Source organism: Umezawaea sp. (genome assembly GCF_036375055.1).
In the GTDB taxonomy this organism is placed as follows: Bacteria; Actinomycetota; Actinomycetes; order Mycobacteriales; family Pseudonocardiaceae; genus Umezawaea.
The window spans coordinates 58,046-74,781 of sequence record NZ_DASUSQ010000018.1 but is presented as its reverse complement, the minus strand read 5'-3'; the positions used below and the strand labels follow the sequence as shown (position 1 = coordinate 74,781).

The window sequence follows — 16,736 nt, the reverse complement described above, 5'->3', positions numbered from 1 at the left end:
GCGACCGTCGAGCCATGTCGGCATCCGATGACGCCCCTCGGACGTACAACGTCTTCACGGGCAGCGCGCACGTCCTGGTCCAGGCCGGGGAGATCCACGGCGACGTGCACGTCCACCCGCGTCCCGAGTACGTCCGCGCCTCCCGGTCGCAGCTGAGGGCGACCGTGCCGGACTTCACCAACCGGGTCCGTGAACTCGCCGAGCTGCGCGCCCTGGTCGAGGGCGGCACCGGTGTCGTGTGCGTCTGGGGGCCGGGCGGGGTGGGGAAGTCCACGCTCGTGCTGCACCTCGGCCACGAGGTCCGGTCGCGGTTCGACCACGCCCACCTGTACGCGGACCTGCGGGGCGTGGAACCGCGACCGGTCGGTCCCGCCGAGGTGCTGGGCCGGTTCCTGCTCGTGCTCGGCGTGCCGGCGAGGGACGTCCCGTCCGACCCGGAGGCGCGCGCCGACCTGTTCCGCGCCCGGCTGTGGGACCGGCCCGCGCTCGTGGTGCTGGACAACGCGCACGACGAGCGGCAGGTGAGGCCCCTGCTGCCGGGCACGGCGACGTCGAGGGTGCTGGTCACCAGCAGGCGACCGCTGAGCGGGCTGGCGGGCGCGGAGTTCGTCGGCCTCGGGATGTTCGACCCGGCGTCCGCGCGGGAACTCCTGCGCAGGACGGGGAAGACGGCCGAGGTGGAGCCGCTGGCCGACCTCGCGCGGCTGTGCGGCTACCTGCCGCTCGCGCTGCGGATCGTCGGGGTGAAGCTCCGGCTGACGCGGCTCGACGCCGTGGTGAGCGAGCTCGCCGACGAGCGCGGCAGGCTCGGCGGGCTCAGGGCGGGTGATGTGGACGTGCGGGCGAGCCTGGCGTTGAGCTACAGCGGGCTGGCCGCACCCGTGGACCGGCACTTCCGCCTGCTGGGCCTCGCGCCGGGCCGCGACTTCGGCCCGGCCGCCGCGGGCGCGGCCCTCGGTGTCGACGAGGACGTGGCCGAGCGCTCGCTGCGGGAGCTGGTCGACCACCAGCTGCTGGAGGACAGCGGCTCGGGGCGGTACCGGTTCCACGACCTCGTCCGGCTGTTCGCGAGGGACATGGCCGAGTCGACGGACCCGGCGGCGGACCGGCGGGCGGTCCTGGTCCGCGGCGCGGACTGGTACCGGGAACGCGCGCAGGCCTGGCGTGAGTCGGCCCTGTACGAGGACTGCCCGTCGCCGGAGGGCCTGGAGTGGTTCGACGAGGAGGCCGCCAACGTCCTGGACGCGCTGGAGGCCGTGCACCGGGCGGAGGCGTGGCGGCAGTGCCACCAGCTCGCGCGGGCGGTCCGGGACTTCTTCCGCTACCGAGGACTCACCGAGGAGGTCGAGCACGTGCTGCGGCGCGCGGTCGACGCGGCCAGGCGGGACGGGGACCGGGACGCGGAGCTGGCCGCGATCGTCCACCTGGCCATGGTGCTGTGGGAGAACGGCCGGGCCGCCGAAACCCCGGACCGGTACGGGCGAGCGCTGGAACTGGCCGTCGACGACGAGCAGCGGAGCTGGGTGCTGACGCACTTCGGGCTGGCGCTGCTGCGGCTGGACCGGCCGGTGGACGCGATCGAGAAGATGCGGGAAGCCCTGCGCGCCACCACGTCACCGGTCGGCGAGTCGTGGGTGTCGACGCACCTGGGCACCGCTCACCGCGGCGCGGGCGACGTCGTCGAGGCCGTGCGGCTGTACCACCACGCCCTCGCCCTCAACGAGGCCGCGGGCGACGACCTGGGCACCGGCTGGGTCCTGGTCCACCTGGCGGACGCGCTCGCCGACCTGGGCCGCTGGGACGAGGCCGAGGCGGCTCTGGCGCGCTCCCTCGACCTCGGCCGCGCGCTCGACGACCTGAACCGGCAGGCGTGGGTGCTGGAGCACCTGGGCGACCTCCACGCCCGGCGGGAGGACTGGGACCGCGCCGTGGAGGTCGCGGGGCTCCTGGACGCGGTCGCGCGGGAGATGCACAACGAGAACTGGGCCCACGTCGCGGCCGAGCTGGCGGCTCGGAGACCTACCGGGGGGCAGGCGTGAGCGTCGGCGGCGGTGTCGACGCGCGGCGGTACTCCGTGGGCGACACGTCGAGGTCGCGCAGGAACGCCCGGCGCATCGCCTCGGCCGTCCCGTAGCCGCAGCGGTGCGCGATGCCGATCACGCCGTCGCGGGTGTCGGTGAGCATCCGCCGCGCGGCCTCCAGGCGCACGAGGTCGACGTAGCGGCCCGGTGTCACGCCGACCTGCTCGGTGAAAGCGCGGGAGAACTGACGGGTCGACAGGCCCGCCCGCCGGGCCAGCGCGGGCACCGAGAGGTCGGCCGTCAGGTTGGCGGCCGCCCAGTACTGGACGTCGCGGAGCGGGTCCGAGCGGGCGACCTGCGCGGAGAGCTGCGCGCTGACCTGGGCCTGGTTGCCCGGTCGGCGCAGGAAGACCACCAGCAACCGGGCGATCTCGTGCGCCACCGCGCGCCCGTGGTCCTCCTCGACCAGGGCGATGGCGAGGTCCACCCCGGCCGTGACCCCGGCCGACGTGGAGATCGGGCCGTCGCGGACGAAGATCGGGCTCGGGTCGACCGCCACCCGCGGGTAGCGGACCGCGAGGTCGGCGCACGAGCCCCAGTGGGTCGTCGCGCGGCGGCCGTCGAGCAGTCCGGCCTCGGCCAGCAGGTACGCCCCGGTGCACACCGACACCACGCGTTCCACACCGGGAGCGCGGTCGCGCAGCCACGCCGCGAGCCGGGCGGTGGCGGCCTCCACGCCGGGGCCACCGGGGACGAGCAGGACGTCGGGGGTCTCGGCGTCGGCCAGGTCGAGGTCGGGGACCAGCCGCAGGCCCCCCGCGGACCGCACGGCCGCGCCGCCGAGCGACGCGGTGCGCACGACGTACGGAGGCGCGTCCGGGCCACCGGCGTAGTGCGCCGCCGTCGAGAACACGTCCACGGGCCCGGCCACGTCGAGGGGCTGCACCCCGTCGAACAGGACGACGAGCACCGATCGGGTTGGCACCTCGGCGATGCTCGCACCTCCGGAGCGGTTCATCAATCCACCTGGCGCGCGGACCGGGGGGCGAGGCCGTCACCGGCGGGGGACGTGATGACCGCGTCCTCCACGCGGTCGCCGGTCAGCCGCCACGTCGGGCCCGCCGCGCACCCGGCCGGACCGGCGAGGAGGAACACCGGCGTCGTGAGCGCCGCGCGGACGCGACCGGGACGTGCGGCCGTGGTGGTCGTCCGCCGTCCTCCCGGAGGGAGCCGATCCGGTGGTCGTGGTGGCGCTCCGTCCCCCGCTCGCAGTGGTGCGTTCAGGCGGCGCCCTCGTCCGGGAGACTCCCGGTCAACGTCTTCACCGCGCTCCGGAAGACCTCCGCCGGGGCGGAGTCCACGCTCCCCGCGCGGTAGGGGGGTTCCGGCGCGTACTCGATGATGAGCTGGACCGTCTGCGCCACGTGGTCCCCCGCGATCAGGCCGGAGAGGGTCAGGGCCATGTCGATGCCCGCCGACACGCCCGCCGCGGTCGCGTAGTGGCCGTCGACGACGACCCGCTCGGTCGACGGCGTCACGCCGTAGTCGGCGAGCTGGTCGAGACCGGACCAGTGGGTCGTCGCGCGCCGGCCCGCGAGGAGCCCTGCGGCGGCGAGGACGAAGGAGCCCGTGCAGACCGAGGTCGTCCACGCCGCGGTCCGGTCGACCGCCCGCAGCCAGTCGTGCAGGCTCCCGTCGGCCAGCTGGTCGTGCGCGCCGGGGCCGCCGCCGACGAGCACCACGTCCGGCTCCGGCACGTCGGCGAAGCCCGCGTCGACGTGGACCGACAGGCTCCCCAGGTCGTTGACGACGAGGCCGGGGTGCTCCGCGACGAAGACGACCTCGGTGTCCGGGAGGCGACCGAGGACCTCGTGGGGCCCGAGGACGTCCAGCGCCGTGAAGCCGGGGTAGACGACGATCGCGACCTGCATGTGAGGGCTCCTTCGACCGGTGGGGTGCGGGGGACGCCGCGCGGATTCCCCGTCGCGGCAGGGGGAACGAGGTGGTCCGCCGTTCCGCCGCCCCGATGCTGGCACCCGGCGAACGGCGGCCACAACGACGCGCACCCCACCATTTCGGCCATCGGTCACAGCCAGGCGGTGGCCGTCCACGCGGTGACCGCCGCGACGAGCAGGAGCACGGCGTCGAGGGCGATCCGCCGGTCCCCGCCGGTCAGGTGGACCGGGATCGCGCCGAGCTGGAGGAGCGCCAACCCGCTGGCCGCGGCCGGGGCGCGACGCCGGTCAGCGGCGGCAGGACCAGCCCGAGCGCGCCGAGCGGTTCGAGCACCCCGACGGCTCGGGTGACGGGCAGCGGGACCCGGCCGGCCTCGCCGACCGCCGCTGGTTCCGGTTCCCGCCCGGCACCGGTCCGCTGCGGCAGGGGTACTGGAACGGCGGCGAGCCGCGCGAGGGCCCGGTGGTGCGCGTGGTCCAGGAGTGCCCGCACGCCGTGCTGTGGAACGACTCCGTCGGCACCGCCCCGCTCGGGCGCGCCCCGGCGGCGCACCTGGCCGTGGTGCCGCTGGTCGACGTGGCGCCGAGCCGGGTGGTCGTGGGGTGGAACGAGGGCGGCACCAACCCGTTGATCCGGTCGCTGGTGCGGGCCGCCACGGCCGTCTACCGCGGTCCCCGCCGCCCGCGCAGGCGATATTCGCTGTCCGGCGACCGGGGTGCGGTGGTAGACACCCCCGGTGCACGAGACCCTGGAGTTCCCCGACCTGCTGCGCCTGCTCGACGAGAGGTCGGCCGCGTTCAGCGCGGCGGTCACCTCCGCGCCCGACCTCGACGTCCGGGTGCCGACGTGTCCGGAGTGGACGCTGGCCGACCTCGTCCGGCACCTGGGCGAGGGGCGCTACGCGTGGGCGGCCACGGTCGCCGCGGGGCCCGCGACGGCCAAGTCCACACCGGAGGGTGTTCCGGCCGCTCCGGAGGAGCCCGAGGCCCTGCTGGCGTGGCTGGCCGGTGGAACGCGGCGACTGCGGGACGCGCTGCGGGAGGCCGGTCCGGACCGCGGGTGCTGGACGTGGTGGGGCGCCTCGCAGTCGCCCGCCACCAGCGGCGCCGTCGCCCGGCACCAGCTCCAGCAGGTCGCGGTGCACACCTACGACGCCCAGATCACCGCGGGCGCCCCGCAGCCGCTGCCCGTCGACGTGGCGCTCGACGGCGTCGAGGAGTTCCTGACCACCTGCTGCGCCACGACGTCCGCGTGGCCGCACGAGCCCGCCACGGTGGACTACCACGCCACCGAGGGCCGCTCCTGGCGCCTCCGGCTCTCCGCGGCGGGCGCACGGGTCGACCGCGTGCCCGCGACCGACACCGCCGCCGACGCGTCCGCGCGCGGCACGGCGGGCGACCTGGTCCTGGCGCTGTACGGCCGGATCCCGGTGGACGCCCTGGAACTCGACGGCGACCGGCGGCTGTTCGACCTGCTCGTGGCCTGGGAGCCGGAGTAGGTCGGAGTCCCGCTCCGCGGGCGACGTGGTCCGCCGGGACGCGCAGCGCGTCGCCGGTGGCCCGCAGCAGCGCGACCTCGTCGCCCGACCTGGCGCCCGCGCGGGCCGAGCAGGCGAGAACGGCCTTCGTCACCGGTGTGCCCGCCGCCGTGGTGGTGGCGGGCCTGCCGCACGTCGCACCCTGGATCCTCGCCCTCCGCTGGATCCACGGGTGGGTGCCGGTCAGGACGGGGGCTGGGTGGAGTAGCCCATCTCGTGCGCCCACACGGCGATCCCGACCCGGTTGCGCACGCCCAGCTTGCGCTGGATCGCGGCCACGTGCGTCTTCACCGTGCCCGCGCTGATGAACAGCTCGGCCCCGATGTCGGCGTTGGTCTGGCCCTCGGCCACCTTGCCCGCGACCTCGACCTCCCGGTCCGTCAGCGGCTCGGCGAGGACGCGCGGCTCGCGCTTGGCGTCGACGACCTGGCGCAGCAGCCGCACCGTGATCGACGGGCTGATCAGGCTGTCGCCGTTGTGCGCGGCCCGCACCGCCTCGACCAGCAGCGCCGGGCCCGAGCGCTTGAGCAGGAAGCCGGACGCGCCGTGGCGCAGCGCCGGGTACACGTACTCGTCGAGGTCGAACGTGGTCACGACGACGACCTTGACCGGCACGACCGGCTCCGGGCCCGCGAGCCTGCGGGTGACCTCCAGGCCGTCCATCCCCGGCATCCGCACGTCGAGCAGCGCGACGTCGGGCCGGTGGCGCTCGGCCAGTTCCAGCGCGGTGAGCCCGTCAGCCGCCTCGCAGACGACCTCGACGTCCGACTGGCTGTCCAGCACCCGGCGCATACCGCGCCGCACCATCTCCTGGTCGTCGGCGATGAGCACCCGAATGGTCACAGCGGATGATCGTCCCACACCGGTGGGTCACTGGCGCAGCATCCTGACCACGCCGCCGTCACCGCTGGACAGGAGCAGCACGTCCTGGCTCACCTCCCAGGTGAACTCCCTGGCGGTCAACGAGCCGGAGCCCGACCGGTCCCCGTCGGGGTCCGAGTGCGTGATCGCCTCGGCGGGCCGCAGCGAGATCCGCGACCCCCGCACGACCGCCCAGCCGACCTCCTGCCGCACGAACGTGAACGCCGAGGCGTCGGTTCCGACCTGGGCGACGAAGCCCGCGTGCGCGTAGGAGCCGTCGGCCTCGAACGAGTAGGAGATCGCCGCGTCCCCGCCGCTGGACATCCACAGCCCGACCAGGCCGCGCGGCATCGGGGGAACGTCCGGCACGCTCTCCTGGACGCCGCTGGGCGGTGGCGTCGACGCGGTGCTGGGCCCTGGAACGGACCCGGTACCCGCACACCCGGCCACCACGACCGCCAGTGCCAACCCGATCCGCCGCCCGCCCGGCGCACGCGTGGCTCCGCGGCCGCTGAAGGCCATGCCGACCACCTCCACCCGCGCGATCCGGGAAGCCGTCCGCCCCACCGGACACGCCCTCCCACTGTAGTGCGGACGGGGTTCGGTCGGTGGGCCCAGCGCAGCGGTCCGCTCGCCGCGACGACGATCGCCGGTGCCGGCAGGCATTTCCCTCGAGCACCCGCCGTACCGGCGAACAGCGGAGCACCGATCCGGATCAGTCGGTGGCGTCGGCACGCGGTGGGGGGCACTCGCCACCGGGTGTGGTCAGGAGTTCGAAGTGCCACATCTCGTTCGCGTACGCCTGGCACAGGCCGTAGGCGGCGCCGTGCCTGATGAGCCAGTCGTCCGCCGCGGTCGGGCCGATGTCGATCGCCTTGCCGGACACGTGCGTCGACCTCTCCGGTGTGTTCACGAAGCGCCGCGCCTCGGTGAGGCTGCCGTAGGTGACGGCGGCCTGGTCGAGGAGGCGCTGCTGGTACTCGTGGCTCCGCCAGCCCGACGTCACCCGCAGCTCGACGCCGTCGAGGCGGGCGTCGACGTCGGCCCCGCGCACCGCCTCCAGCAGGGCGGGGTCGAGGCCGCGGAGCGCGTCGTGACCGGTGTCGGACAGGGAGATGCTGCCGTTGTCCGGGATGGCGCCGTCGCCCGTCAGCCGGACCGACGGGCTCGGGGGTGGGGTGCCCGCCCGCTCCGGCGAGCACCCCACCAGCGCCGTGACGAGCGCGCCTGCGAGCAGGGCTCCTTGCGCGGTTCCACGCGTCGATGCCAAGACCGGTCTCCTCACCAGCGATGTCGAGGTCGTACGTCCTCGACCCTGCTGGTGGGATGTCCCCGTCCCGCCCGCGCCGTGTACTGGTCGTGCAACACCCGGCCGGCTAGTCGGCCGGGCGCTCCCCCGGCATCAGGCCCTCGGCCCGCACCTCGTGGCGCACCGCCTCCGACTCGCCGGGCATCAGGCCCTCGGGGACGTCGGCGGAGTCCCGTTCGCCGGGCATCCGGCCGTCGGTCGGCGGGGGCTCCGGTGCGGGCTCGGGCGGTACGGCCTCGGGTTCGGCGGACCGCCAGATCTCGGCCGCGTCCAAGCCCGCCGCCGTGGCGCTCATCGCGCGCACACCGGGGTCGTCGTCGGCGTCGAGGGTCTCGCGGACGACCTCGGCCGCGCTCGGCGGGAGGTTGCGGGTGCTCGACGCCGCCGCGACCCGCACGGTCGGGTCGGGGTGGGCGGCGGCGGCCAGCAGGACGTCGACGGACCGCTCGTCGTCGATCAGGCCCGCGAGGTAGGCGGCCTTGGCCGCGAGCATCGGCTCGCCGCCCTCGACCATGCTCTTGAGGTGGGGCAGGGCCTCCACCCCGAGTTCCGCGGCCCGCCGGTAGTCGGGCTCCTCCGCGATCAGCGCGGCGCGCACCTGTTCGAACGTGGTAGCCATCGCGCTCTCCTCACAGGTCCTGGGTGAAGGGGCTCGCCACCATGGTGTCGCGTTCGCTCGCGACGAGGTCCGGTGGCGGGTTGGTGATGTTCGCGGTGCCGTTGCCGGTCATCAGGCGGTTGTTGTCGTTGACGTGGTTGAGCCCGAGGACGTGGCCGACCTCGTGGCCGAACGTCCACTGCGTCGCCCCCGCCGCGACCGCGGCGCCGGGACGCCCCGCCGGGTGCGCGGCGCACCCGTTGAACGGCGGAACGGTCGACCTGACGAAGTACACCACGACGTCGTCGGGTCCCGCGTTGTTGCGGTTGGCGAACAGCTGGTCCTGCTGGGCCGTGGTCCTGCCCCGCACGCAGTCACCGACGTCGAGGTCGTTGAGGGCGGGCAGCGCGAGGTTCTCGGTGGACGCGTGCTGCACCTCCACGCCCACGGTCGCGTAGACCTCGCGCATCCGCTGCACCACGGTGTTCACCGCCACGTTCGGGTTGGTGAGGATCTTCGTGTGCACGCGGACCGTCGGCACCAGCGCCCACCACTTGTGCCAGAGCGCGTTGTCGGTTCCCCGCACGAAGGTGTCGATCCTGTTCACGCCCCACGAGGCCGCCGCGGGTCCGCTCGTCAGGACGCCGCCCAGGCTCTCCCAGCCCGACCAGCCGTTGTCGAACCACTTGTGCCACAGCGCGTTGTCCGCGCCCCGTGCGAACACGTCCACCCTGCCCGCGCCCCACGACGACACGTCGGGCGAACTCGTGAGCACGCCGCCCAGGCTCTCCCAGCCCGACCAGCCGTTGTCGAACCACTTGTGCCACAGGGCGTTGTCGGTTCCGCGGGCGAAGACGTCCAGCCTGCCCGCGCTCCACGCCGCCACCGCGGGATCGCTGGTCAGGACGCCGCCCAGGCTCTCCCAGCCCGACCAGCCGTTCTGGAACCACTTGTGCCACAGCGCGTTGTCCGTTCCCCGCACGAACACGTCCAACCTGCCCGCGCCCCACGCCGCCACCGCCGGATCGTCCGTGAAGCTCCCGCCGAGGCTTTCCCACCCGAGCCACGTCATGGCCACCCGCCTTCCTGGAGTCGAGTCCTCGTCCGGGAGGTCGACGCGCGAAAAGGGGCTGTTACGAGCCGTTCCCAGCTCCCACTCGAACAGGCCAACATTCCATCCGGTCACTCATGGACGACTCCGCGGCACCGCACGAGCGCGGTGTCACCCGATCCGGTGCTCCAGCGGGCGTGCTGCAACGAAGTGGTGGCCGCGGACGATGACACGCACAGGAGCCCGCGCGACGAAGGCCGCTCAGGCTGACGTGATCGAGGGGGCGGGCGCCATCATCTTCCTCAGCTACACCAGGGCCGACGAACCGCTCGTCCGGGCGCTCCGCGAGGACTTCGAGCGCCTGGGCTGGCAGGTCTGGATGGACCGCGAGATCCACGGCGGCGAGCAGTGGTGGCGCGAGATCATCCGGGCGATCCAGGAGGCCGACGTCTTCGTGTTCGCCCTGTCGCAGGACTCGTGGTCGTCGCAGCCGTGCCGGGAGGAGCTGGACTACGCCCAGAAGCTGGGTGTCCCGGTCCTGCCGGTCCAGGTCGGCTCGGTGCAGAGCGTGCGCATCCCGATCATGGAGACGCAGGGCGTCGACTACCGCGAGCGCAGCGCGAACGCCGCTCTGGCGCTGGTCGCCGCGCTGACCGAGCTGACCAGCCGCCCGGTGGTGCGCACGGAGCCGCCGCCGGAGCCGCCGAGGGTGCCCTTCGAGTACCTGTACCGGATCGCCGAGATCCTCGGGCCGACGCCGATCCCGCCCGACCGCCAGGAGGACGTGATCGTCCAGCTTCGGCGCAAGCTCAGGGAGGAGAGGGACGCGGTGGCCCGCGCGGACATCGTGAAGCTGCTGCGGGAGTTCCGCAGGCGCAGGGAGCTGACCGTCGGCAACTCCGAGGAGATCGACCAGCTGCTGGAGGGGGCGGAGGCCGCGGGCGGGGCCGCGCAGGAGGACGGGGCCACGCGGCTGCCGCCCACCGACCACTGGCGGCAGAGCCTGGCGGCGGAGGCCGAGCGCGCCAGGAAGGCGGCCGAGAAGCCCGACCGGACCGCCTCCCCACGCCCGACGCCCCGCAAGCCCCCGCGCAGCCAGCCCCCGCCCGCGCCGAAGGTCGGGAAGCGGGAGCCCGCCCACGACTGGCACCGCCCCGCGACACCACCCACCCAGGCACCACCCACCCAGGCACCACCCAACCCGGCACCCCGCACCCAGGGGACACCCAGCCCAGCACCAGGGTCGCCTACCCCGGTACCGCCGAACCCGGCACCATCCACCCAGACACCACCCACGCCGGAGCCCTCCACCCCGGCGCCACCCACGCCGGAGCCGCCCACCCCGGCGCACCACACCCCGGCACCACCCACGCCGGAGCCGCCCACCCCGGCACACCGCACCCCGGCACCACCTACCCCGGCACACCACACCGCGGAGTCACCTACCCCGGCACCGGCCGCGGAGTCCGACAGCTCCTCCACGCCGCCCGCCTGGCTGGGCGCGATCATCGACCGCGGCACCGGCGAGAGCACCCCGACCACCCCGCCCCCGCCGTCGTCACCGACGACCTCCGGCTGGTGGAAGGCCGCCGAGACGCCACCGGTGCGGACCCCGGCCGAGGAGCCCACCACCGAGGCGTCCACCACCGAGGGATCCACCGCCGAGGCGCCGCCGAACGACGGCAGGCTCGCGTTCGCGGGCGGTGTCCTGGGCGCGATGGGCGTCCCGCTCGGCTTCGCCGCGCTGCTCGGCCGCGACCGCACCGGCACGCAGGTCGGGCTGACGGTGCTGCTGATCGCGTCGGTCCTGGGGCTGTCGGTGGCCCTGGTGTCGCTCAGCCGGGGCGAGCAGCGGTCGCAGGTCGCCGTCGCGGTCTCGGCCGTCGGGCTGCTCGGGGTCGTGCTCTTCGTGTTGACCACCGGCCACTTCTAGGCCCCCTTCAGCAGTCCGACGAGCACCACGACGCCGAACACCACGACCCCCAGCGCGACGGCGATCGGGCCGCCCGGCGCGTCGAAGTCGACGGCCAGCGAGAGGAGCCCGGTGACCGCGCCGAGCAGGCTCGCCACCGCGACCACCGCCGGGGTGCCCGGCCGTCGCCGAGCCGGGGGAACGGGAGCGGTCTGCTCCTTCCACCACACCGCCGTCGGCGCACCCTCGTTCCGCGGCTCCGCCGGGGGCGGTACCGGGACCACGAGCGGAACGCGGGGCGCGGGGACCTCCGTCGGCGCGGTTCCGGGAACCACGGTGGGCGTGCGCTCCCACCACGGCGCGACCGAGGGCGCCAGCAGGTAGTCGAGCCCACCGGTCGCGGTCCACCCCGGCGAGCAGCACCGCTTGAGCCGGTCGGCCAGCTCGTCGACGCGGCTGTCGCGCAGGCTCGACAGGAAGCTCCACGCGGGGGTGTCGAACGGCGGCCGGAAGTCCTGCTGCGCCAGCAGGAGGTTCTCCCCCGTGCTCAGCGCTCCCCGCTCCGGGTTCCGCGCGAGCGCCACCAGGGACAGGTAGACGACCAGGCCGGGGAACGTGTCCATCCAGCGGCCCCACGGCCGGTTCGCGAGCTGGTAGTTGCGGTGCCCCGTCTCGCTCGGCGGGGCCGACGAGGCGAAGGCTGCGATCCAGGAGCAGTCGAAGTCGACCAGGCGCATGGTCCCGTGCTCGTCGACGAGCACGTTGCCGTGCTGGAGGTCCCCGTGCGCGAAGTCGGCGCGCTGCAACCGGTCCACCAGCTCCCGCCACGTCACGGCGAGCCTGGCCAGCGCGGCGGTGTCCTGTCGCGACACGAGGTCGTCCACGTGCCGGGTGAGGGTGTGCCCCTCCACCCACTGCATCCGCACCACCGGCCACGTGCGGCCGTTGACCCGGATGCCGTCGTCGATCCACCGGGGCAGAGCCACGACGCCGAGCAGGTCCCTGGTGACGAAGTGGTCGTGCAGCGCGGTGTAGCGGCGGCCGTTCCCGGCGTCGGCGCGGGTGAAGAACCGCAGCGCCCCGGCCTCGCCCGCCTCCGTCGCCTTGAACACGACCGCGCTGGTGCCGGACGCGGGCGAGGGGATCCCGAACACCGGGTGCACGACGAGTTCCAGCCGCCGCAGCTCGTCCGCGGTGAACACGTCGGGCTGCTGGACGGCCTTCATGTAGTCGTCGAACCCCGGGTAGCGCACTAGAGGCACACCACCAGGTGCTCGGGACCGGAGACGCCGACCGACACCCGCATCAGGGTGACGTCGTCGTTGACCATCTCCTCCGAGCGTCTGAGGTCGTCCACGAGGACGCGGAACGCCTCGGGGTGGTCCAGCCCCGCGAGCAGCGCCCACAGCGCTGCCCCGTCCCGCTCGTCGGCCCGGAGCACCCAGTCGGCGACCGCGTCCGTGGCCAGGTACACCACGTCGCCGTCGCGCAGGTCGCCCTCGGCGAACAGCATCCGGCCGACCACGTCCTCCAGCGCTCCCCGGCCGGTGGGCAGGCCGTCGGGGTTGAACCCGAAGCCGCGCACCGGGATCGGCGGGAACCGCGCCACGAGCCCGTCGCCGCGCACGTGGAAGAGCACCGTGTCGCCGAGCGCCACGGCCGACCAGCGCGGGCGCGGACCGGACAGGTCGGCGAACTCGCAGCCGAGGAAGGTGGCGAACGAACCGACCGTCTCCAGCTTGTAGAGCTGGAGGTCGGTCGCGTGCGCCAGCACCGGGTCGTGGCGCCAGCGGTCCTGGGTGCGGCACAGCCAGCGGTACAGGGGTTCGTCCGCCAGCTCCGGGGCCTCGTCCACGCCCCCGGCCCCCTGCCCGACGAACCCCTCGACCAGCCGCAGCGCCCACCGCGCCGAGCCGAAGCCCTGGGTGGCGCCGTCCGCCACCGCGAACCGGGGACCGCGACCGGTGGCCGCGTCGCCGGGAGCGGCTGCCGCACCGTCCTCCCACTCCTGCTCGGAGTTGCCGTGCTTGGGCGCGGAGAAGACGACCTGCCAGGCGTGCACGGCGCCCCCTAGGCCGACCGGTCCGGAACGCGGGTCCCCACCTGGAGGACGCGCAGCAGCGTGGACCGGCCGACGTTGAACGCCAGGCCCTTCGCGCCCTCCCGCACGTCGTGGCCGTCGACCCTGGCGTTCTCCGCCATCGGCCCCGGCAGCACGCTGCTCAGCGCGAACAGGTCGGGCCCCGGCAGCGGGAGGCCACCGGGGTCGGACGGGAAGACGACCTCCGGGACCTCGACCGGGGACAGGAAGACGTTGAAGAACAGCGTCCGCCCGTCACGGGTCTCGATCGCCGTGAGCCGCTGGACCCACTCCTGGATGGTGGCGCCGTCGTACGGGTTGTCGGTGACCATCCCGTCGGTGATGTTGATGACGATCGGCGGGAACGAGTCCGGGTGCGCCGCGGCCCAGTCGAAGACGTACCCGCCCGCCACCGCGACGGCCTGGCACATCGGCGTGCGGTAGCCGTGCGCCGGGTCGACCCAGACCGGCATCCTCACGCTCACCGGCATCGCGTCGATCGACGGCTCCTGGCGGACCGCCATCGGGTTGGCCGCCAGCTCCGGCAGCGGCACCAGCCCGCGCCCCGCGAGCGGGCCGCCGAACGCGGACTCCACGCCCTCGCCGCCGGGTCCGGTGAGCCGGGCGCCGTAGCTGAACACACCGACGTCGAAGTAGTGCCGGACGGGCGCGTTGACCTCGGTGGTCGCCTTGACGCACATGTCCAGCAGGATGTTGTTGACCGCCAGCGCGGCGCCGACGGCGAGTGAGTCCCCCGTCCGGCCCCAGGGCAGCTTCATCGAGTCCGACCGGTCCAACAGGATGACGACGCACCCAGGGGTCGCCCGCGACACCGATTGCCGGTACCTGCTTGAGTCCACGTTCCACCCGCTCCCTCTCGCACTCGACCCCCGTGCCGCCGGCCTCAGCCCGGTGGTGGTCCGCCGAGGTTCCGCCGGACCACCACCGCGGGCCACGCCGCGCCCACCGCCCACTGCCACGCGGTGCCGCAGTTCGGGGCCCGGCAGCGGAACGCGTAGCCGCGGTCGGCGCGGTGCACGTCCAGCTCGAAACCCCCGCACCGCGGGCACTGCGCGACGTGCGCCCGCGTCGCGTCGAACTCCTGCCGCCGCGGCGCCTCCCGGACGGCGGGGGCGGGCGGGGAGTCCCGCTGCCACCACGGGGCCGCCTGCGCGGGGCCGCTCCGCTCGACCGCCTGCGGCTGCTCCGCGGCCCTCTGCGGGACGACGGGCGACGGCCGTGGACCCCGCGCCGTCCAGCGGAGGGCGACCAGCACGCCGACCGCCCCGCCGACCGCCACGACGAGCAGCAACGACAGCCGCCCCAGCGTCCAGAAGCGGCCTCCGAGCAGCCCGCCGACCCCGGCCGCCACCGCGGTCGCGAACCAGAGCACGCGGGTCGACCTCGGCGCGGCCACGGGTCAGCTCCCCCCGGTGACGACCAGCTCGACCGGGCGCTCGTCGTCCGGCTCGCCCAGCTCCCAGCAGGAACGCCCGTCCGCGGTCACGGAGACCCGCGGTGACACCGCCCTCCACGGGGCGGGCAGCACAGCGCAGACGGTCACCGGCCACCCCGTGGTCCCGCCGAGCGGAAACGATCCGTTCCGGTCGACCTCGACGTCATCGGTGGACCTCCGCTCGACCCGCACGCGCAGGTTCCCCAATTCCGGCACGGCACGTTCCCGACCGTCCTCACCGCGCCGCACGAACACCGCCGTCCGCCCGGCGCCCTCACCGGCCCCGGTCGTCGGACTCGTCCGCGGAGGCGGTTCGACCTGCGACGCGTCCACCACCGCGCCGAGCAGGAGCGACACGGCGAACGAGACCACCAGCGCGTGGACGGGCGCCATGAACCGACTGCGCGCCCAGTCATCCATCATCGTCCAACGCAACCTCCGACCAAGTCGGCGACCTACTCCACCCATCGTCGGAAACGCCACCGCCGTGTCGGCGCGACTCGACTTTTCACCCGGAATCACCAATGCGGTAACGGCGGGCGGCGGTCCCTCGTCCGGAACCCGCCCGCCACGACATACTGTCGCGGCCCGCACGGCGTCGCGGGCGAGGAGGAGGGGAGCGGCGATGGTGGCCACGAGCGCACGAGGTCAGCGGAGCGGTGCCGCGCCGGTCGTGCGGGCGCGCTGGGCGCTGTGGACGTTCGTCGTGGTCAACGCCGCGATCGTCGAGGTCCTGTTCCTCACCGGGGGCACGGGCAAGAACGACGTCCTCACGGTCGCCAAGTTCTTCGGCCTGCACGCCGCCCTGGTCCTGATCTGCCAACTGCTGCTGGTCGCCAGGCTGCCCTGGCTGGACCGCAGGATCGGCATGGACCGGCTGACGTCGTGGCACCGGTGGGTCGGCTTCGGTCTGCTGTGGACGATCCTCGTGCACGCCACCCTCGTCGTGCTCGGGTACGCGGTGCTGGACGACGCCCCGATGGGCACGACCTTCCTCGCGCTGGCCGGTGTGCCCGCCTCGCTGATGGGGATGCTGGCCGCCACCGTCGTCGTGGTCATCGGCGTCGTCTCCACCAGGGGCGTCCGGCGGCGGCTGCGGTACGAGACGTGGCACGGCCTGCACCTGCTGCTGTACCTGGCCCTCGGCCTCGCCTTCGCGCACCAGCTGATCGAGACCACGACCTTCAAGTCCTCGGCGGTCGCGTTCGCCTACTGGTGGGCGCTGTGGCTGTTCGCCTTCGGCTCGCTGGTCGCGGGCCGGGTCGTCGTGCCGCTGCTGCGCAACGCCCGCCACCAGTTCCGGGTCGCGGCGGTCGTGCCGGAGTCTCACGACGTGGTGTCGGTGTACGTCACCGGCCGTCACCTGGAGCGCCTGCCCGCGCTGGCGGGCCAGTTCTTCGTCTGGCGCTTCCCCGGCCACCACCACTGGTGGCAGGCCAACCCGTTCTCGCTGTCCGCCGCGCCCAACGGCCGCTCGCTGCGGCTGACCGCCAAGGCGGTCGGCACCGCCAGCGCCGGGCTGCGGACCCTGCCCGTCGGCACCCGCGCGTTCCTGGAGGGCCCGTACGGGGCCTTCACGTCGCTGCACCGCTCGCGGCCGGGGGTCGTGCTGATCGCGGGCGGCGTGGGCGTCACGCCCGTCCGGGCGCTGCTGGAGGAGCACACGCCGGGCGACTTCGTCGTGCTCTACCGGGTCCGCGACGAGCGCGACGCCGTGCTGCTCACCGAGCTGCGGCAGCTCATCGCCGCGCGCCGCGGCAGGCTGCACCTGCTCACCGGCCGGGGAGCGCGACCCTTCGAACCGGACGCCCTGCGCCACCTCGTCCCGGACATCACCCAGCGCGACGTGTACGTCTGCGGCCCGCCCGCCATGACGTCGGCGGTGCTGGCCGGTCTGCGCGCGCTGAAGGTGCCCAACCGGCAGGTCCACGCCGAGAAGTTCAGCCTCGCCTGAC

The 16,736-nt window shown here is 74.4% G+C and carries 19 protein-coding genes; 4 read left to right on the top strand and 15 right to left on the bottom strand.

The window, feature by feature from the left end:
* Positions 1 to 14: 14 nt before the first annotated feature.
* Positions 15 to 2,039 carry an ATP-binding protein gene (locus tag VFZ92_RS06590; RefSeq protein WP_330874886.1) on the top strand — a complete coding sequence of 675 codons (2,025 nt, stop codon included), beginning with the start codon at positions 15 to 17 and terminating at the stop codon, positions 2,037 to 2,039.
* Here VFZ92_RS06590 and VFZ92_RS06585 read toward each other — a convergent pair.
* The 5 genes from VFZ92_RS06585 to VFZ92_RS06565 all read right to left on the bottom strand — a co-directional run bounded on the left by VFZ92_RS06585 (position 2,020) and on the right by VFZ92_RS06565 (position 4,633).
* Positions 2,020 to 3,039, bottom strand: a complete 1,020-nt coding sequence (locus VFZ92_RS06585) for a GlxA family transcriptional regulator (RefSeq protein ID WP_330874885.1) — start codon at positions 3,037 to 3,039, stop codon at positions 2,020 to 2,022. The two genes, VFZ92_RS06590 and VFZ92_RS06585, sit on opposite strands and share 20 nt — an antisense overlap.
* Entirely contained in the window at positions 3,039 to 3,176 is a 138-nt protein-coding gene (locus VFZ92_RS06580) for a hypothetical protein (RefSeq protein WP_330874884.1), read from the bottom strand. Before VFZ92_RS06580 ends, VFZ92_RS06585 begins: the two co-directional genes overlap by 1 nt.
* A 125-nt stretch (positions 3,177 to 3,301) precedes the next feature.
* Positions 3,302 to 3,952, bottom strand: a complete 651-nt coding sequence (locus VFZ92_RS06575) for a DJ-1/PfpI family protein (protein ID WP_330874883.1) — start codon at positions 3,950 to 3,952, stop codon at positions 3,302 to 3,304.
* A gap of 155 nt (positions 3,953 to 4,107) precedes the next feature.
* On the bottom strand, positions 4,108 to 4,233 hold the full coding sequence (locus VFZ92_RS06570; RefSeq protein WP_330874882.1) for a hypothetical protein: 126 nt from the start codon (positions 4,231 to 4,233) through the stop codon (positions 4,108 to 4,110).
* Between the two features lie 31 nt (positions 4,234 to 4,264).
* Positions 4,265 to 4,633 carry a hypothetical protein gene (locus VFZ92_RS06565; protein WP_330874881.1) on the bottom strand — a complete coding sequence of 123 codons (369 nt, stop codon included), beginning with the start codon at positions 4,631 to 4,633 and terminating at the stop codon, positions 4,265 to 4,267.
* Positions 4,634 to 4,713: 80 nt separating this feature from the next.
* On the opposite strand from VFZ92_RS06565, the gene VFZ92_RS06560 reads away from it, so the two are divergent.
* Positions 4,714 to 5,475, top strand: coding sequence for a maleylpyruvate isomerase family mycothiol-dependent enzyme (locus VFZ92_RS06560; protein WP_330874880.1), 762 nt, complete (start codon positions 4,714 to 4,716; stop codon positions 5,473 to 5,475).
* Positions 5,476 to 5,697: 222 nt separating this feature from the next.
* Here VFZ92_RS06560 and VFZ92_RS06555 read toward each other — a convergent pair whose 3' ends face one another.
* The 5 genes from VFZ92_RS06555 to VFZ92_RS06535 form a co-directional block, all read right to left on the bottom strand.
* Positions 5,698 to 6,357 carry a response regulator transcription factor gene (locus VFZ92_RS06555; RefSeq protein ID WP_330874879.1) on the bottom strand — a complete coding sequence of 220 codons (660 nt, stop codon included), beginning with the start codon at positions 6,355 to 6,357 and terminating at the stop codon, positions 5,698 to 5,700.
* A 27-nt stretch (positions 6,358 to 6,384) separates the two neighbouring features.
* Positions 6,385 to 6,897: a hypothetical protein gene (locus tag VFZ92_RS06550; protein ID WP_330874878.1), complete on the bottom strand. Its 513-nt coding sequence runs from the start codon at positions 6,895 to 6,897 to the stop codon at positions 6,385 to 6,387.
* A 193-nt stretch (positions 6,898 to 7,090) separates the two neighbouring features.
* On the bottom strand, positions 7,091 to 7,645 hold the full coding sequence (locus tag VFZ92_RS06545; RefSeq protein WP_330874877.1) for a M15 family metallopeptidase: 555 nt from the start codon (positions 7,643 to 7,645) through the stop codon (positions 7,091 to 7,093).
* A 106-nt stretch (positions 7,646 to 7,751) separates the two neighbouring features.
* Complete coding sequence (locus tag VFZ92_RS06540; RefSeq protein WP_330874876.1) at positions 7,752 to 8,303, bottom strand: HEAT repeat domain-containing protein; 552 nt, start codon at positions 8,301 to 8,303, stop codon at positions 7,752 to 7,754.
* A gap of 10 nt (positions 8,304 to 8,313) precedes the next feature.
* Complete coding sequence (locus VFZ92_RS06535; RefSeq protein WP_330874875.1) at positions 8,314 to 9,354, bottom strand: hypothetical protein; 1,041 nt, start codon at positions 9,352 to 9,354, stop codon at positions 8,314 to 8,316.
* A gap of 205 nt (positions 9,355 to 9,559) precedes the next feature.
* On the opposite strand from VFZ92_RS06535, the gene VFZ92_RS06530 reads away from it, so the two are divergent.
* Positions 9,560 to 11,266, top strand: coding sequence for a TIR domain-containing protein (locus tag VFZ92_RS06530; protein ID WP_330874874.1), 1,707 nt, complete (start codon positions 9,560 to 9,562; stop codon positions 11,264 to 11,266).
* Here VFZ92_RS06530 and VFZ92_RS06525 read toward each other — a convergent pair.
* The 5 genes from VFZ92_RS06525 to VFZ92_RS06505 are packed head-to-tail and all read right to left on the bottom strand — an operon-like array spanning position 11,263 to position 15,174.
* Complete coding sequence (locus VFZ92_RS06525; RefSeq protein WP_330874873.1) at positions 11,263 to 12,498, bottom strand: hypothetical protein; 1,236 nt, start codon at positions 12,496 to 12,498, stop codon at positions 11,263 to 11,265. The two genes, VFZ92_RS06530 and VFZ92_RS06525, sit on opposite strands and share 4 nt — an antisense overlap.
* A complete protein-coding gene (locus tag VFZ92_RS06520) occupies positions 12,498 to 13,307 on the bottom strand; it encodes a hypothetical protein (protein WP_330874872.1) in 810 nt (269 codons plus the stop codon). The genes VFZ92_RS06525 and VFZ92_RS06520 overlap by 1 nt, the downstream gene beginning before the upstream one ends.
* An 8-nt stretch (positions 13,308 to 13,315) precedes the next feature.
* Complete coding sequence (locus tag VFZ92_RS06515) at positions 13,316 to 14,185, bottom strand: hypothetical protein (RefSeq protein WP_330874871.1); 870 nt, start codon at positions 14,183 to 14,185, stop codon at positions 13,316 to 13,318.
* A gap of 44 nt (positions 14,186 to 14,229) precedes the next feature.
* Positions 14,230 to 14,742 carry a hypothetical protein gene (locus VFZ92_RS06510; protein ID WP_330874870.1) on the bottom strand — a complete coding sequence of 171 codons (513 nt, stop codon included), beginning with the start codon at positions 14,740 to 14,742 and terminating at the stop codon, positions 14,230 to 14,232.
* Positions 14,743 to 14,745: 3 nt separating this feature from the next.
* Positions 14,746 to 15,174 (bottom strand): hypothetical protein, encoded by a 429-nt coding sequence (locus VFZ92_RS06505; protein ID WP_330874869.1) that lies wholly within the window; start codon positions 15,172 to 15,174, stop codon positions 14,746 to 14,748.
* Positions 15,175 to 15,406: 232 nt separating this feature from the next.
* Between VFZ92_RS06505 and VFZ92_RS06500 the strand changes: the two genes are divergently transcribed.
* Positions 15,407 to 16,735, top strand: coding sequence for a ferredoxin reductase family protein (locus VFZ92_RS06500; protein ID WP_330874868.1), 1,329 nt, complete (start codon positions 15,407 to 15,409; stop codon positions 16,733 to 16,735).
* Position 16,736 lies beyond the last annotated feature (1 nt).